Annotated in this window: 12 protein-coding genes; 6 read left to right on the forward strand and 6 right to left on the reverse strand. The window is 57.4% G+C overall.

What is annotated here, in order from left to right:
• Positions 1-15: 15 nt before the first annotated feature.
• Together JJE66_RS29365 and JJE66_RS29370 are read right to left on the reverse strand one after the other, a co-directional pair.
• Positions 16-1,242 (reverse strand): glycosyltransferase family 4 protein, encoded by a 1,227-nt coding sequence (locus JJE66_RS29365; RefSeq protein ID WP_200517916.1) that lies wholly within the window; start codon positions 1,240-1,242, stop codon positions 16-18.
• Between the two features lie 143 nt (positions 1,243-1,385).
• Positions 1,386-2,438, reverse strand: a complete 1,053-nt coding sequence (locus JJE66_RS29370) for a glycosyltransferase (RefSeq protein ID WP_200517917.1) — start codon at positions 2,436-2,438, stop codon at positions 1,386-1,388.
• A gap of 840 nt (positions 2,439-3,278) precedes the next feature.
• Here JJE66_RS29370 and JJE66_RS29375 point away from each other — a divergent pair.
• Positions 3,279-3,677, forward strand: coding sequence for a hypothetical protein (locus JJE66_RS29375; RefSeq protein ID WP_200517918.1), 399 nt, complete (start codon positions 3,279-3,281; stop codon positions 3,675-3,677).
• A gap of 603 nt (positions 3,678-4,280) precedes the next feature.
• Here JJE66_RS29375 and JJE66_RS29380 read toward each other — a convergent pair.
• The gene (locus tag JJE66_RS29380; protein ID WP_200517919.1) at positions 4,281-5,129 is read right to left on the reverse strand and encodes a phosphodiester glycosidase family protein; all 849 of its coding nucleotides are present in this window, start codon (positions 5,127-5,129) and stop codon (positions 4,281-4,283) included.
• Positions 5,130-5,278: 149 nt separating this feature from the next.
• Between JJE66_RS29380 and JJE66_RS29385 the strand changes: the two genes are divergently transcribed.
• Positions 5,279-6,496: a polysaccharide biosynthesis/export family protein gene (locus JJE66_RS29385; RefSeq protein ID WP_246756583.1), complete on the forward strand. Its 1,218-nt coding sequence runs from the start codon at positions 5,279-5,281 to the stop codon at positions 6,494-6,496.
• A 221-nt stretch (positions 6,497-6,717) separates the two neighbouring features.
• Here JJE66_RS29385 and asnB read toward each other — a convergent pair whose 3' ends face one another.
• Positions 6,718-8,628: an asparagine synthase (glutamine-hydrolyzing) gene (asnB, locus tag JJE66_RS29390; RefSeq protein WP_283818525.1), complete on the reverse strand. Its 1,911-nt coding sequence runs from the start codon at positions 8,626-8,628 to the stop codon at positions 6,718-6,720.
• Between the two features lie 438 nt (positions 8,629-9,066).
• Between asnB and JJE66_RS29395 the strand changes: the two genes are divergently transcribed.
• Positions 9,067-9,690 carry a hypothetical protein gene (locus tag JJE66_RS29395; protein WP_200517921.1) on the forward strand — a complete coding sequence of 208 codons (624 nt, stop codon included), beginning with the start codon at positions 9,067-9,069 and terminating at the stop codon, positions 9,688-9,690.
• Between the two features lie 344 nt (positions 9,691-10,034).
• On the opposite strand, the gene JJE66_RS29400 is transcribed toward JJE66_RS29395, so the two are convergent.
• Positions 10,035-10,886 carry a hypothetical protein gene (locus JJE66_RS29400; protein WP_200517922.1) on the reverse strand — a complete coding sequence of 284 codons (852 nt, stop codon included), beginning with the start codon at positions 10,884-10,886 and terminating at the stop codon, positions 10,035-10,037.
• Between the two features lie 364 nt (positions 10,887-11,250).
• Here JJE66_RS29400 and JJE66_RS29405 point away from each other — a divergent pair, with 364 nt between their 5' ends.
• Positions 11,251-12,714 carry a sugar transferase gene (locus JJE66_RS29405; protein WP_200517923.1) on the forward strand — a complete coding sequence of 488 codons (1,464 nt, stop codon included), beginning with the start codon at positions 11,251-11,253 and terminating at the stop codon, positions 12,712-12,714.
• A 50-nt stretch (positions 12,715-12,764) separates the two neighbouring features.
• Positions 12,765-13,712, forward strand: a complete 948-nt coding sequence (locus tag JJE66_RS29410) for a UDP-glucuronic acid decarboxylase family protein (RefSeq protein ID WP_200517924.1) — start codon at positions 12,765-12,767, stop codon at positions 13,710-13,712.
• Between the two features lie 318 nt (positions 13,713-14,030).
• Here the strand turns inward: JJE66_RS29410 and JJE66_RS29415 are convergent, their stop codons facing one another.
• Positions 14,031-14,222 carry a hypothetical protein gene (locus JJE66_RS29415; RefSeq protein WP_200517925.1) on the reverse strand — a complete coding sequence of 64 codons (192 nt, stop codon included), beginning with the start codon at positions 14,220-14,222 and terminating at the stop codon, positions 14,031-14,033.
• A 1-nt stretch (position 14,223) separates the two neighbouring features.
• Between JJE66_RS29415 and JJE66_RS29420 the strand changes: the two genes are divergently transcribed.
• Positions 14,224-16,224, forward strand: coding sequence for a hypothetical protein (locus JJE66_RS29420; protein ID WP_200517926.1), 2,001 nt, complete (start codon positions 14,224-14,226; stop codon positions 16,222-16,224).
• Positions 16,225-16,247 lie beyond the last annotated feature (23 nt).

Raw genomic sequence — 16,247 nt, forward strand, 5'->3', positions numbered from 1 at the left:
GCAGAGGAGAATGCGTCAACGCGGGAGACAGAGCCGGACCAGCAACGATTCCCAAGCCTGCAGCGATCGTCCTCGCCCCGCGTGCTCATCGATCATCTTGCGTGCATTCTGGCCCATCAAGCGGCGCCGTTCGGCGTCATTGTAGAGCGAGAGAATAGCGTCCGCCATGCCCCGCCCGTCCCCTCTGGTGATGCCGATTCCACAGGCGTGATGCTGAACAAGCCTTGCAATCTCTCCGTCCAAATCACCCACTGCGATGGTGGGCCGCGCCGCCGCGGCGATCCCGTAGAACTTGCTCGGGACGATTAACCCTTCCAGTCGCGGCTCAAGCGACAGCCAATGCACATCCGGCAGGCACAGCGATTGCTTTAATTGGGCCCGCGGCTGGTAGGGTTTGAAACAGAAGGCGCCAGCCAGCCCCCGCGCCTCAACCTCCCGTGCGAGATCCTTGACCTGATGTCCCCCTCCGATCATGAGGAAGACAATTTCGGGGTGCCCACGCAGCAGCTCGGCAGCTGCGAGCATGGTCTGGTAATCATGGGCGCGACCAAGATTACCGGAATAGCCGACCACGAACTTATCTTGCAGCTTCCATTCCGATCGCAAAGGATTGTCCGAATGCGCCACCTCGAATATCTCGGAATCGTCGCACCAGTTCGGAATGCAGTAGACTTTATCGGGCTGAATGTTTTTCGATACGAGCAGCGCCCGCATCCGCTCCCCGACCACCACGTTCGCCGCGGCGGAACGCAATGAAAGGTCGCGCAATTTCGCGATCAGCCAACCTATCGGGCCGCGCAGAAACGGCACACCGAGCTCGATCGCGATTTCCGGATAGACATCCTGCAGCCAATTGACGAGGAGCGCACGCTTGGCTCGCGCGACAAGCGCAGCGGGGACTGAAAGCAGCGGAGGGTCGGTCTTTACCACAACGATATCCCCCGCTTCGACCAGCCTCCACAACAAGATCAGTGCCGACCAATAGAACGAGAGATAATCGAACAAACGGCCGAACAGACCTGCCCTGCCAAAGCCGGTGGAAGAGACGCGATGAACGCGTACGCCTTGGATGACCTCTTCGGAGCGGAGTTGAGCCGCGGGATTGTCGTAGGTCTGGCCACTAGTAATGACGTGGACGACACGCCCCATGCCCGTCAGGTGCCATGCCAGATCGCTGAGAATTTGGCTGGTGGCGGAGTGGTCGGGGTAGAAGAATCGGTTGATGAAAAATATTCTGCTCATGTCATGCGCCGCGATAGACTTCACGGACTGTACGTCGCAAAGGCCACCTGCGTATCGCGTTGGCTTTCCTTAACACTAACGCGTCCGCATCGCGCCATGACGACAGACTCTTTGCCTGACGGCTTGCGTGGGCAAGGTAACGTTCAGCCACGCCGAGCGTCAGCGTAGGCTTCGGCCGTGAGCCGGGCTACTCGATCCCAGCTACAAGCCTCCCGCCAGTCGGCCGCAGCATTGAAATCCGGCTTCACTGCAAGCGCCAACTCGAGCTGTTTACCAAGATCGGTTTCGGGCGTTGAGAACCGCAATACGTAAGGGGTGCCCTCCCCTAGATCTACAGACGTCAATCGCTTCGGCAATACAATTGGAATTCCATATGAACGGGCCAAGCACGCCGCCCCTGAGGTTAGGATTTCGCGATAGTTAAAGATGACGAGAGAAGCTGCGCTGAGCCAAAGTCGAAGCTGCTCTTCGGACAGCCACTCGAATGCGGGCAGAATGTTCGGAGCGCCGCCCACCAATTTCATGAGATGACGCCCATATTCGTCAGTTCTCGGTTTTCCGGCGATTGCGAGGCGCAGTGAGGGATTGCTCCGTTTCCACCATCGGATGATTTCTTCATAGGATTTATACTCGTCCACCGCGCCAAACATCAGCGCAAAGGGACCCGAGCCAATGCCGAGAGACCGGACAGCCTCATCCCTCGGGATCGGCGCACCCAGCATTCCGGATAAATCTCCGTGCGGAATGACGCGAATTTTCGACTCCTGCGCACCGAGTTCGGAAACCAATCGGGACCCTGCAGCCGCCGAATGAGCAAATATGACGTCTGCTCTTTTGACGACATATCGCGCGTTGACTTTCGCGGACAGCTGGAAAAGTCGGGTGCGCCGGCTGTGGGGAAGCAGGTTGTGTGCCGTATAGGCAAGAAGCTTGTTCTGACACGCCAGTCCCAAGTCCACGGGGAAGCGCGCGTGCCGATACCATTCGAGCCCGGCATTTGCGCGGGAATAATAGGCTTCTGGCCAATGCAGATGGAATATATCGGCCGAGCTGCTTCTGACGGATCGAGCGAGAGGAAATGCACGCTTGTAATTTTGTAGGAAATCTGCAGAAACGGATTGCCGCTTCAAGGCTTGGGCCAGCAAATCCTGATAGGGATTGCCCGCCCTCCAGTCAGGAGCAATTAAAACCTTCATTGATCAATGAATGGGACGTCCGCTCGCCCCGCAGCGGTTAACGAGAGTTATCAGCCAGAATTCCTAGGCTCCGATACACCGTATCTTTGCGCAGGTGATGGGTCAACCGGGAAGTCTAAATGCGCCCCATTCGAGCCGCTGACTCGGCATGAGCACGAGATTCCTTAGCTTGAGCTTGCCCTGGTTCGCTCGCGCCCGGCTGCAACCTGACAACCATCGAACTTGCTTCCTCACCGGTCTCGCTGGAGTTGCCTTCAGGTCTGAAGGGGACAAAACGACGCTCCCCGCTTCCCGCAACGCTGCCACTCCTCGCAATTCGCGCGGCACGCGCAGCGCGACGACGACGCGCAGATAACCAAGCCCGCAGCACGTAGCCTGACACCCCGCCCAAAATCGCGCCTAAAGTAAGTTCAATCATGAGATTCCAGACTCGTCAGTCGACAGCACCGAGGTTTATCGCGCTACTTGCAATCTATGCTTTGCCTCGCAAAGTATACTCACAAGGTGGCCGAATTGGGTTTCAATGAGCCCTCATCGGCGCGCCAATCCCAGATTGCATTCTCCTTCGCCTCAGCGCCAAGTCACGAAGCGGTGTAGAGTCCGGGAACCCAGCAGCAATTCGGCTGCTCACAGAATATCCTTCGAACCTGATAGCGTTTGGTTCACACAAACGACGTGTCACAAGCCTACACTTGGAACTGCTGATACTTGGTCTGACCTGAAGAGAACCCGGCGGATGGAACCAAGAAAGCCGCTTTCAAAACCTGCAGTAACGTTACCTGCTAACGGAAAAATCGTATCCGAGTTGCAGGCAGCAACAATTAATTTAATATTTTAAAGATGTCGAACTCGCACGATTATTCGCCGCTATCAGCAACGACGGATACTTCATCAACGGCGCAGGCCACCTCGCTGTGCAACGCGGGGCGCGATCGCCAATGGGCCAAGATTCGCGAAATCACGGAAGCTCTGCGGACGGCGGGATTTGAAAGTCTTGATCAGCAGGCTGGAGCACTCGGCCTCAGTCGGAGCACGACATGGTCGATCCTAAGCGGCCAGCACAAGAATTCAGGCCTGTCGACCAGCACGATCACCCGCATCCTGAGCAATGAGCAAGTTCCGAAGCTGGTTCGCAAGAAGCTTCTGGAATATGTAGAGGAGAAGGCGCAGGGGCTTTACGGCGACAACCCGATCAGAGTCGAACAGTTCAAGGAACGCTTGGCGAGACTCCAGCCTTAGAAACCTTCCCAAAAAGCGTTCGGCCGGGGCGTCAACATGCGCATTCTTGCGAGGTGGGACCGGCGTTAAAGGCGCCGACCCGGCCTGGATGAAAATGGGTAAAACATCTTTCATGCAATCGACTGGGAATTCACCCATTTTCTTCCTAGCGTGTATCCATCACATTGACGCTACCAAACCTGATAATTACCCCATCCGGTATATGCACCCCAGTACGGAGCCCCACCATACGGCCCGTAGGCTCCATAAAGCGAGCAGGCATCGCGTATCCGGCATTTGGGGTAGCGAACCCGGATATATTCACGCCTAGTATAGATGCGCTCGTGTGGGCGGCAGCCAAGGTCAGTGCATTCCCGGACCACCGATTGGGCCGGGACCGGAGCGTCCGCAGCAGCGATCGGCCCCGCGGGGACAAGCAGGGCCGGAACCGCAAGCATTGTTAGCAGATAAATGGCGCTTCTCACGTGAGCCTCCTGACTTCGCGGATGCAGAATCGAATGGCCGACTGGCCGCTCCTTTGGATAGCACAAGCTGCCACTATACCGAGCGTGCAATGTCTTTGCGGGCGGAGTGTGCCCCGGCAGTCACACTGTCGCCGCGGCGTCATTCGTCGTGGAGTTTAGGATGCAACGGCCTTGCGCGGATTCCAAAAATCGTCGCAACCGGACGCCAGCCTCCCACTAGAGTGCCTGATCTAAGGCCTCGGGCCTCCGGACCGACGACAAGCGTGCTGGAATGGCCGCCATCTAGCATCATTCCAGTCCAACCGCCCCGTTCGGCCAGTTTGGCCAGCAACAAATGCGGCGATATATTCTCGGCCACAGCAAGGAACAGGCGCCGGCCAACCTGATCCAGCGCGACCGCCGTCCGGGCGTCCGGCATGGCGCTCCCGATCCTCACGCGTCCTTCGCGCAGGTCGATTGCCTGTCCACCGATCGCCCACCGGGCACGCGCAAGGTCGACGGCCGGCGGGGGTTTCGACAGCGTAAACCATGGGGTTAGCCTGTCGTCGAACGCCAAGAGATAGGAGTGTTCCCATAGGTGGTTGACGACATGCTCCGCGACTACCGTCTCGACACTTCGCGCCATATCGCCAGGCAGTTGCACGTAACCAAGAGACCGCGATGTGAAGAGGCTGGCGTTGACAGCAACAACAAGGTGCTGTTCTCGGACGACGCTCGAGACGTAAGCCAGCCGGTACTCCCACCCCGATTGGACGGCCTGCAGGTCCAGCGGGGTCACGAACACTTCGATTCCAGGCGTCGAAAGGTCGACTTGAACGATGTGGAGCAGCCCTCCCCCTTCCGTTCCGGCCGCAACTCTCTCCGTGACGTAACGAACACCTGAGCAAATTTCGATCCATTCACCGACAGGGGTGAATATCTGCGGCGAGCCAGGACCCCCGCCAAACAGGCAGATCGTCGCAATTGCCAGGAGCCGTCGAAAAGCCATCGGTGCGAGGTTTGCCTATGGCCAGACTGACGTGGCAGATATGCCACAGTCAGCAAAACATGCCCGTCAGGAAGTTAGGTTAACCGTTTATTCCAATCTTTGCATGCTATTCATCCCTACGGATTGGACCGTGTTTAGGGATATTTGAGTTGAGACCAGCGGCATTTGTGGCAACCATGTTGCTCGTTCCAACTCTTGGCGGCTGCGCGCTTTTGCCGGCAACCGGTCCATCCGAAATTGCCGTAAGGGATGCCTCTTACGTCAACCCCGACAGCCTCCCGCATGCCTTCGTCAAAGTCACACCACAAGTGGTCTCGGTTTTGGCTTCATCCGCCCCGCGACTGACTCGATTCGCCACGCAGCAGCGTCCGAAGGATCTTCGCTTCGGTATTGGCGATACAATCTCCGTAACCATCTTCGAGGCCAGCACCGGCGGGCTCTTCATCCCGGCAGAAGCGGGCGTGCGGCCAGGCAATTTCATCACGATCCCGACCCAAGCGGTCGACACGCACGGAAATATCTCCATCCCCTACGCCGGCAACATCAGGGCATTGGGAAGAACCAAGGACGAGGTGCAGCAGGCCATCGTCGAGGCGCTCAAGAATCGCGCGATCGACCCGCAAGTGGTCGTCTCGACGGTCGACCAACAAACCTCACTGGTGACGATGGTGGGTGAGGTCGGACGTCCGGGCCGCGTGCCGATCACTGCCACTCCGGAGCGTGTTTTGGACTACATCGCTCGCGCTGGGGGTACCCAGGGTCCCGCGTCCGAGATGTGGATCATGCTCGAGCGTCACGGCAGCCGTGCGACTGCTCCGCTGGGCTCCCTGATCTACGAACCGGCCAATAATGTTTTTGTGCATGCCAACGATACGGTTTTCCTGTATCGGGAGCCCCAGACGTTCCTCGCCTTCGGCGCTCTAGGTCGGCAGCAGCAATATCCCTTCGGCGCGTGGCGTCTCTCTTTGGCAGAAGCCGTGTCGAAAGCTGGTGGTCTACTGGACGGTCAAGCCAATCCGGCCTCGGTGTTCCTCTATCGCGGCGAGCCCTGCGAAGTTGCTAGCGCGATGGGGATCGATTGCTCGAAATATCCCGGGCCAATCGTGCCGGTCATTTACAATATGAACTTCCGCGATCCATCCAGCTTCTTCTTGGCGACAAAGTTCGAAATGCGTAACAAGGATGTCCTGTACGTCACCAATTCGGCATCGGTCGAAGTCGGAAAGTTCGTGGCCTTCCTCCATACACTCAACACGGCTGTCCAGGACCCGATGTCGACTGTTACGCAAGGCTATGCTCTGAGGAATCTGATCAACGGGTCCGGTTCGAGCACGATCATAGCCACGCCATCGACTTCAACACCGTAACGGGCGCATCAATCAAAGCTGTGGCCGCTCAATGCCGCAGCTTTGAACCCAGGGTGTAGCGGCGCGGTTGTTCGCCGAATAATGTCGATCAGCGCGCCGGTCTGGCTATGATTGTTGCGCGCGGTTTTGCCGTCCCGGGATTTACGCGCAGTGCACGACCACGGTTTCCGTAGAAGCAATGAGCCGCTCCTGCGCGCATCGTCCCTCGGCAAACACCTGAATCACCTCGCCGTCGCGACTGCACTCTTTGGCGCATCAGCCGAGGCTCTCCGTTGCTGCTCCTTGATCCATTTCTCGTAGAGCCACAACGAGTAAAATACCCCTACCCCTCCCCATCCATTCAGGAGGTCGTGCCAAGCTTTCCGGAGCAGCTTTGAATCGAGGTGGTCCAACACAGCCGAACGAGAGGAAAAGAGCTCGTCCTCCACTTGTTCGCGAAGCGGTCCAGTCATCCATTCCCGCAGCGGAATGGGAAAGCCCTTTTTGACCTGCGGAACATACCGGTCCGGAAATCTCTGCTTCAGCAAATGTCTCAATACTCTCTTACCCGGCCCGGAACGCGGCAATTTCAATTCGGAAGGAATCCGCGCCGCAATTCCCGCGACTTCGACGTCGAGAAAAGGGGCACGCAACTCGACGCTCGCGCCCATGCTCATCTTATCGGCCTTTTGGAGTAACGACTCCGGCAACTGCCATTCCATGTCGAATGCGAGAAGGCTACTGAGACGATCCGGATAATGACGGAACATCTGCTCAGATATTTCAGCCGAGCGGCTGAACAGCATGCTGCGCTGATCTTTGCTGTGCCCCCGCGGCTGTCGAACATCACCCGGGAAGCCTTCTGAGCGCAGATTGACGAATTCCTGGCCGCTGCTCGAATGCACTCGTGCCAAAAGCCTCTGCCAGCGCGAGCTCTCCCAAGGCGAGCTGGCGCTGGGCAGGACGCGCGCAAGCACCCGCAGTGTCTCAGAACGATCTAGGGTCGACATCGCTCCAAGATATCGGCCTTCATACCCTGCAAAGAGTTCGTCACTCCCCTCGCCGGACAACAAAACCTTGACATGATTGCGGGCAAGCTCGCAAAGAAGCAAAACAGCAAAGCACGCGGGGTCGCCGATCGGCTCGCCGAGATGGCGCAGCACCCTATCCAAATTGTCGGCAAATTGCCGCTCGTTCAACTTCAATGCATGGTGCTGGGACTTCGACTGCCCGGCAACCAGTGCCGCACCGTTCAACTCGCTATCGCTGCTGTCAAATCCCACCGAAAAGGTGCTGATGCTTCCTCGGACGATCTCCTGTGCGTAGTTGAGGATCGCGAAGCTGTCCAAGCCGCTGCTCAGCAGGACGCCAACGGGAACATCTGCGCGCAGATGCATCGAAATGCTTTGGCCAAGCACCGTGTCCAGCTGCGAGATGGCGGCGCGCTCGTCCAGCAAATCAACCGCTAATCCTTGCCCGAATTGCCAGTAGCGCGAGATCTTCAGCTCGCAGCTATCCAGCGAAAGCTGCGCCCAGCATCCAGGCGATAGTTTCAGGATCTTGCGGTAGTGAGTCCTTGGCGGAGGCAGGGACAACCAGCATGTATAGTCTAGGAAAGCCTCGTGATCGATTGTGAAGTCAACCCAAGGAACCGCACGCAACGCGCTTATCTCGCTAGCAAACGCGAATTTTCCCTCCTGCTTCGTATAGTAGAGCGGCTTTTGGCCAAAATGATCCCTCGCAAGAAAGAGGGTTCTGCTTCTGAGATCAAAGACGCAGAACGCGAACATGCCGCGCAGGTGCTGCACCATGTACCGTCCATACTCCTCATATAGATGGACGAGCACCTCGGTGTCCGAGCGGGTGCGAAAGACGTGGCCGCGCTCCTCCAGGCGGCAGGTCAATTCCTTGTAATTGTAGATCTCCCCATTGAAGACTATTCCAACGTCATAGGTCTCGTTCCAGATCGGCTGATCCCCACTCTGAAGATCGACGATCGACAATCTGCGCATGCCAACTGCAAAGGACTGCTCGGGACATACGAAAGAGCCCTCACCGTCCGGCCCGCGATGATAGATCTGATCCAGCATCGCGCTCAGCAATTCAGGCGCGGCCAAACCCGACCTATCGACTAGTCCGGCGATTCCACACATTAACTAGAACTAGCTTTCACGGTATGGGCCTGTTAGCAGCAGGCTTTTTCGTCGCCAGCGCTGAATTGTTCGGCTTGCTAGCCTGGCATCGTATGCCAGTAACTGCCGCCGTTGACCAAACAGGCATTCTCATCGAATGGGTCATCCTCGGGCTGCGTGAGCCTCACTTCTAATGAGCGGAAGACGATAGGAGCCAAATGCAGTCTGGCCGAATCGCAATGGAGCAGCCCGGGGCGGACGCTCATCTTGCCACTTGCTCCTTACACAAGCCTGTCGTCGGCGTATCCCGTGGCGAAGAATCAGCCTTCGCTTGAAACGACTGAGCGTCGCCGCCAGATCAGCACCGGCACCGGAGTGTCGCCGTCCTGAAATCACCTATTGACATACCTTTCGGATTAAATAAAATTAAACTGAATATAAAACAAACGGTGAAATACAATGAACTTTAAGGCCCTTATTGGCGGCGTGGCACTTTCCGCGTTATTCGCCCACACTGCGGAAGCAGGCCTTATATATTCAGCCCCGGCGTCAACGGGACCTATCGCAACTAACCAGACTGATTCGTTGTCCTTCAGCTCGTCACCCGTCGCTGCCGGCTTGTCGTTTGTTATTGATGGTTATGGCAGCCTGGATGGACAGAATTTCTATGAAGACGACTTCTCGCTGAAGTTGAACAACGTTCTGATCTTTTCCGGCACCTTCAATCTCGGTGGCGGCAGCAATAGCGGCTCGCAGTTTAATATCTACTCCAATCCATTCGGCGCGACTTTCACCAATCTGACCGGGAACGGCACCGGCATCGGCTGGCACGGGGGCCAGGAGGCGCTGAGCTTCGCAGGTCTTCCCTTGATTGCAGGACTGAATACGATCACCTTTGGCTACACGAGCCTTGGCACCGGCCATGCTGGATTTCAAGGACTCCGCGACGAGGGCTGGGGCATCGAGCAGGTCGCCGTCAGCGCAGTTCCAGGCCCGACGGTCGGCGCAGGCGCCGCCAGTTTTGCTTTTGCAGCCTGTCTGTTGGGATGGCTCATGAACCGGCGCAGCCGCCGGTTTGCCTGACGGAAACGCTCTTCTAGGAGCAATTCTGGGCGTGCCCTCCGCTGTCTCTGGGTATCGGGTGACGCCCTCGCGGCGCCATGCATTTCAGTGGATCCGTTAGGTCCGGTAGGCGGAAGCTCGGAGCGGCACTCGCCAACCAACGAGCGATTGGTCAATGCAGCCTTGCGATGATCTCCGACCTCTGTCCGATGGCTGATCGCATAGCCTGAGCTGATGCCCTTGCGATTTCAGGCTGGTTTCGGCCCAGCGCTCCCCCGCGAATTCAACTGCGGACCATTGCGCGATTATCTGCAGCCTCAAATGCCCCACGGCTCTGCGTTAGTGGAACAGAGCCGCGGCAATGATCAATGAGCGCCTGAGACCGCCATCTGCAAGCGACGACGACGCAGAAGGGCTCCGCAGCATCCCGCGATCACAAAGAGGACGCCCGGCAAGCCGGCGCCGACCATTGGCCCAGGCACGCTGACGACACGCTGGAAGACATCATTCGCACATGTCATTGCCCAAGACATGGCAAATGTGTCGCCGAGCGTGTGTTGATCATTGATGTAGTAAGTGATCGTGGATCCGCTCACGACCGACCAGCTTCCACCGTACAGGGCTTTTTGTCCGGCATCGGGCGCAAACTGCACGGCTTGGCCTTGGCGGAAATAAAAACCGTTGTTGCCAGAGTACGGCGCAGTCACCGGATCGCCATTCACGTTGGACATGATGATCTTGCCGTCCAGCGTCTTGTAGTACTGCGCCACGTGCGTGGTCTTATAGTCGACCTCCTGTTGAACGGCGCCGATCTGATACAGCCCACCCGTACCCGGTGTGGACGACGTCACGAAGGCCCAGGTCCAGTCATTGGGTTGGTAGTAATCATTTGAGTAATGAGTGGCCGCGGTTCCTATTGGCGAGTAGTTCGCCACCGTTGTGAAGAACAGTGAGCCGTAAGTCGTTCCCTGGGCTGCGGAGGTCCCGGGCTCTCCAGCGTACCCGGTATGCAGGACGATCTTCAGCGTATTGCCGCCATTGGTCCGCGAGACATCAACATAGGAAACGTTGAAGACGCTGCTCGAACCGATCACGTCCTTGTTGGAGACGTTCTGGGTGTCAATTCCGCCCCAATAATTATCGCCATAAGATCCCGCGGCTGCAGGACCACTTAATACGACCAAAGCCAAAACTGCAAAAATGCGATCAGTCCACATTCAAGTCTTCCAAGCGTTCAAATACATAGTTACGGAACCCTGAACGCCAGCAGCGGTCAATGGATATTTATTGGATTCAGGCTTTATTAAATTTCAATATGAATGCGAATCTCCGCGACGCGCCTCTTGGCGCAAGATTTGCTTGGCAGCCGGCACTGCGAATTTGCTGAACGCCGTAAACCCAGCGTCACGTTAGAGTTAACAAATGATCGTAGAGATTTAAGTTGCTCCCGCCGGGCCTGGACCTTAATAGTTCGTTACCCGAGGTTTGCAAAAAACTGTTGCAGATGCGCCACAGAGCAGCAACGATTTAGAGTTTTGTCTAACCGGCGATTAAATCGCGTGATAATGTCGAGAATTTAACATGATCATTCCCTCCCCGAGTTCGAGATCGCGCAACAAGATCATCGTTTCCTCTTGGGACCTGGTGTGGGCGACTGCCTCACCACCCCTTGCCCTGTTTGTTCGGGACGGATCGGCGCCATTCCACGGCGACTGGGCGGTAGCCGTCTATTACTGTCTGTTCGCCTCTGCTTTTGCGCTGCTTAGCTTCTTCGCTCTCCGGATTCAGGACGGGCTGCTTCGCAATTTTTCCGTACAGGAATTCCTGTCCATCCTTGAGGCGGTGCTGTTTACGGAACTGATGACTTGCGGCGTCCTGTTCTCGCTGACGCGCATGGACGGCATTCCGCGCTCGATGCCTCTGATTCATGCCGCGTTGCTGGGTGCAGGGCTCATCGGTGGCCGGCTCTTCTTTCGCGTCGTATTGCCAGACAGCGCACATGAACACCAAACCAAGCGAGAGCGCGTCATCGTCATCGGCGCGTCCCGCTTCGCTTTCCACTTTATCCAAATGCTGCGCGCCTATGCACCGCCCAGCCATCCTGTCATCGCCGTGCTGGATCAGAATCCCAAGATGGTGGGACGTGCAGTGGCAGACGTCCAGGTCATGGGGGCGCCGCACGAACTCGACGCGATCATTACGGAGTTCGCAATTCATGGCATCCATGTCGACCGGGTCGTGGTGGCTGGCGAGGGAAGTCAGCTCGGTGAAGCCACCAGCCAGGAGATCGAGCGCGTCTGTCTGGAGCGGCAGATTCAGCTGCAGTATCTGCCTCGCCTGGTCGGCATCACCCAATGGAAAGAGCCAGAGCTCGTAAGCGCCAGCGAGCAGGCCGCGCAACATCCGCTCTCCGCCTATTTTTGGTTGAAGCGATGGATCGACGTGCTGGGCGCGCTCGCACTCGTGGTTATTCTATCACCGGTCGCTCTGGTGGCGGGTATTTTGGTCCTCCTAGACGTGGGCTCTCCAATTCTGTTCTGGCAGGAGCGACTTGGCTGGAAGGGCCGCCCGTTCCTGATCTACAAGTTCAGGACATTGCACGCTCCCTTTGATGCTGATGGGGAGCGCGTTGAGACGAGCCGCGAGCCATCGGTTATCGGGCGCTTCCTGCGCGCCACGCGGCTCGACGAGCTGCCGCAATTGTTGAATGTGCTGCTCGGAGACATGTCCTTGGTCGGTCCGCGGCCTCTGCTGCCGGAGGATCAGCCTGGGAATCTCGCCGATCGTCTTTCGGTTCGCCCCGGACTGACCGGCTGGGCGCAAGTCAATGGCGGCAAACTCGTCAGCAAGGAGGAAAAAGAAGCGTTCGACACCTGGTACGTGCGCAACGCAAGCCTCCGCGTTGACATCTACATCGCGCTGCTCACCCTGAAAATCGTCATGACCAACCAATATGCCGGGCGGGAGGCAAAGGCCGACACCGAGCAGGTTCGCCAGAAAGGCGTCGACATTCTGACCGCAGCTCAACGGAAGATCGCGTCCTAAGTCCTCGCTCCGATGACAACCACCCTGCTACGCTTGGAAGGCATTTCTGCATGAAGCCCCGTATTCTCGTGACCGGCGGAGCCGGGTTCATTGGCTCGCACCTCTGCAACCGCCTGCTCGAGCGCGGTCACGAAGTGCTGTGCGTCGACAATTTCTATACCGGGTCGAAGCACAACATCATTCCCTTGCTCGACAATCCGCGGTTCGAGCTGATGCGGCATGACATCTGCTTCCCGCTCTACGTCGAGGTGGACGACATTTACAATCTGGCCTGCCCGGCCTCGCCCATTCACTATCAGTTCGATCCGGTGCAGACGACCAAGGTGAGCGTCAACGGCGCCATCAACATGCTCGGGCTCGCCAAGCGAGTGAAGGCAAAGATCCTTCAGGCCTCGACCTCCGAAGTCTATGGTGATCCGACCGTGCATCCTCAGCCCGAGGAATATTGGGGCAACGTCAACCCGATCGGCATCCGGTCCTGTTATGACGAAGGCAAGCGCTGCGCCGAGACCCTGTTCTTCGATTATCGCCGGCAACACAATCTGCGGATCAAGGTCGCCCGTATCTTCAACACCTACGGGCCCGGAATGCATCCGAACGATGGTCGCGTGGTCTCCAATTTCATCGTTCAGGCCCTGCAAGGCCAGGACATCACCATTTACGGCGAAGGCGATCAGACGAGATCGTTCTGCTATGTCGACGACCTCGTCGACGGCCTGATGAAATTGATGAACAGCCCAGACGACATCACCGGCCCGATTAATCTCGGCAACCCCGTCGAGTTCAGCATTCTCGAGCTCGCGAAAATCGTCATCGAGCTGACCAATTCCCGATCGAGGATCGACAAGCGCCCGCTTCCGCAGGACGACCCGAAGCAGCGCAAGCCGAATATTGCGAAGGCGAAGGAGATCCTGCACTGGGAGCCGCGCATTCAGCTCCGCGAGGGCATTCGCAAGACAATCAATTATTTCGACGACCTGCTCAAAAAGACGGCTTAAGCGCATCCAGCCGCGGCTGGATCCGCTGCAAGGCTATCGTGAGGCCCTGTCAGTCTCTGTTAAGGTAAAGGGGAGCTAGCACGGGCCAGCGGCAGGCTTGACGAGCATCCTGACTGATTGAGAACTCGTCAGGCCAGCGGTCCTGATTTGCGGATCATCAACCTAGTTCTTGCCAAAGGAACTTTGCCTCAAACTGCGTTTGCCGAATTAACCTGAAACGAGGGCGCTGTTCCTAGGTTGCGTTCCGGAAAGCCACGCAACCGCAATCCTTCCTGCAAGGAAAAGGACGATAGAGGCAGCCATGCGAAGAACTTTGGTTCAAGTCCGCAACGGAATGATGGTGCTGAGCGCGCTCATGGTGTCTGCGGCACAGGCCCAGATCCTGAGCCCGTCGACCGCGCCCCTGGCCACGACGACCACCACCACGGCCGCGACAAGCACGTCGACCAGCACCACGACCAGCACGACCTCGCCGAGCACGACCACCCAGCTCGTGGTCAGCAAGGACATCGTGAAGGATTTCCACGCGATCTGCGACGGCAAGACCGATGCCGCCCCCGCCTTCGCCGCCTTCAACAAGTGGGCCGTGACCCAGACGGCGCTCGTTCAGCTCACGATCCCGAGCGGAAGCGTTTGTGCGTTCACGACCAATGCCGGCCTGTGGTGGGCGAAGGGGATCAAAAATCTTTTGGTCGTCGGCTATGGCGCCACCATCACCAATAACGGAGCTAGCAATCCTGCCTTCTTTCTTGGCGGCAGAGGCCAGATCGCAGATAATCTTCATAGCGCGCGCCTTGCCACTGTCGCGGCAGGATCTTCCAAGGTCCAGCTGCTGACGCCTAAACAAGCTTCGGCGTTTACTGTCGGTAGCTATGCGCTGATCACGGGATTCGATCTGCAGGGCATTTGGCAAGCGCCCTATGGTTATCCCTCGAACCCGCATTGGTTCGAATACGTCAAGGTGACGTCGGTCGACGCCAGTGCTGGCACCGTGACCTTTGCAGCGCCCCTCAAGAATACGTACAAGTCGACTTGGCCCAACTACAATTCGGGAAGCCAGTTCGAGGTGGATGCTGGCGGACCGGCAACCTTGTATGCGCTCGATCCGTCCTGGGACACTCAGGTAGAGTACCGTGGCCTGACCATTTCGCAGGAGAAGTTTCAGACTTATGCCGTCGGACGCAGTGTTACCTATCGCGACGTAAAATTCACCGGCTACAATTGCGGTGTGCCGACCCAGAACTATTTGTGGCAGGCCATCAACACGGACATGTCCACCTGCAACATGGAAGTGGACAAGCTGATCACTTCGATGGTGCTGAACGGCGTGACCATCAATCAGCTCAAATTTCAGAGTTCCTCAACCGACCTCGTGACCATATCCAGCTCCATAATCAAAACTCAGATGACGGGAACTCCGAAGAAAGCGGTGATCTCCGACACGAAGATTGCGGATTTCCGACCGGGCGCTTTTGCGTATGGACGAACCGATGAAGTCATCTGCACGAATTGCGTGATTTCGAGCTTTAGCCCTGCGGGAGTATTTGAATCGGGCTTCGGAAGCAACCCGGTGCAAATCAGCTATGCCATGTCCAACGGCGTCATCACGTTTCCCAACGGAACGGCGGTCCTAGGGGCAACGAACAATGGAGTAGGCAAGGTACGGCTGACAGTAGTATCGACAGCGGGATTTGCCTCGAACGATCGCGTAAACGTCTCCAGCATAGGTGGCACCTATGAGGCAAACGGCGGCAACAAGCTCATCCTCGTGATCGACTCGACCCATATCGACCTTCCAGAGGTCTCGTTCGTGAATGCCTATAGATCAGGTGGCGTTATCGGTCTCTACGCCCCGCGCTGGGCCGTCCCGGGCACGAACCTCCTCTGGGTTGGCGCGCATGGTACCGGCCCAATTTTCAAGGTGTTGGATGTTACGCAGGATCAGAACTTCACCTATATCAAAACCGACTTCCCTGGGAGCTTCCCTGCCTATGCAGGCGCGAAGCTCGCGATCCGCGTACATCCCGCTCCGAAGTTTACGTGCAGCAACTGTTCGGGTAGCACTGATGCACTCGATCTGAGCAATGCGCCCGCCGGCGCCCCGCTCTACTCCTACTCCAAACGTACGTATTCGGCCCTGACAGGGACAACCCCGGCGCCGAGGGTACCTTTGTGGGGTCCATTGAAGTCCGCCAAATTCAACGTGACAACGCCTTACTCTGGGACTGGGTCTCTTCAATTTCAGCTCTCGCAGTTCAACAACTGGCCGATGATGAGCAGTCAAACCACTATCGCGAACTTCGGCCCTGGCATTAACATGGCTGTTGCGGGAGAACGCACGGTGACCCTGACCGGCGTCACCGGCATGCAGTCCCTGGACAAGATTGGGGTTGCGCCAAATCCGGGCACGCTGCTGGGGCCCTCAAATAGCGGGCCGACCTTCAGCGCAGCGACACAAAGTTCAGCCCAGATCACGGTAGAGCTGATGACTGATCAGCGCATCAGCCAATAGGTTCGGCAGGCCGACGATCCTTC

The organism is Bradyrhizobium diazoefficiens (assembly GCF_016612535.1).
GTDB lineage: Bacteria > Pseudomonadota > Alphaproteobacteria > Rhizobiales > Xanthobacteraceae > Bradyrhizobium > Bradyrhizobium diazoefficiens_C.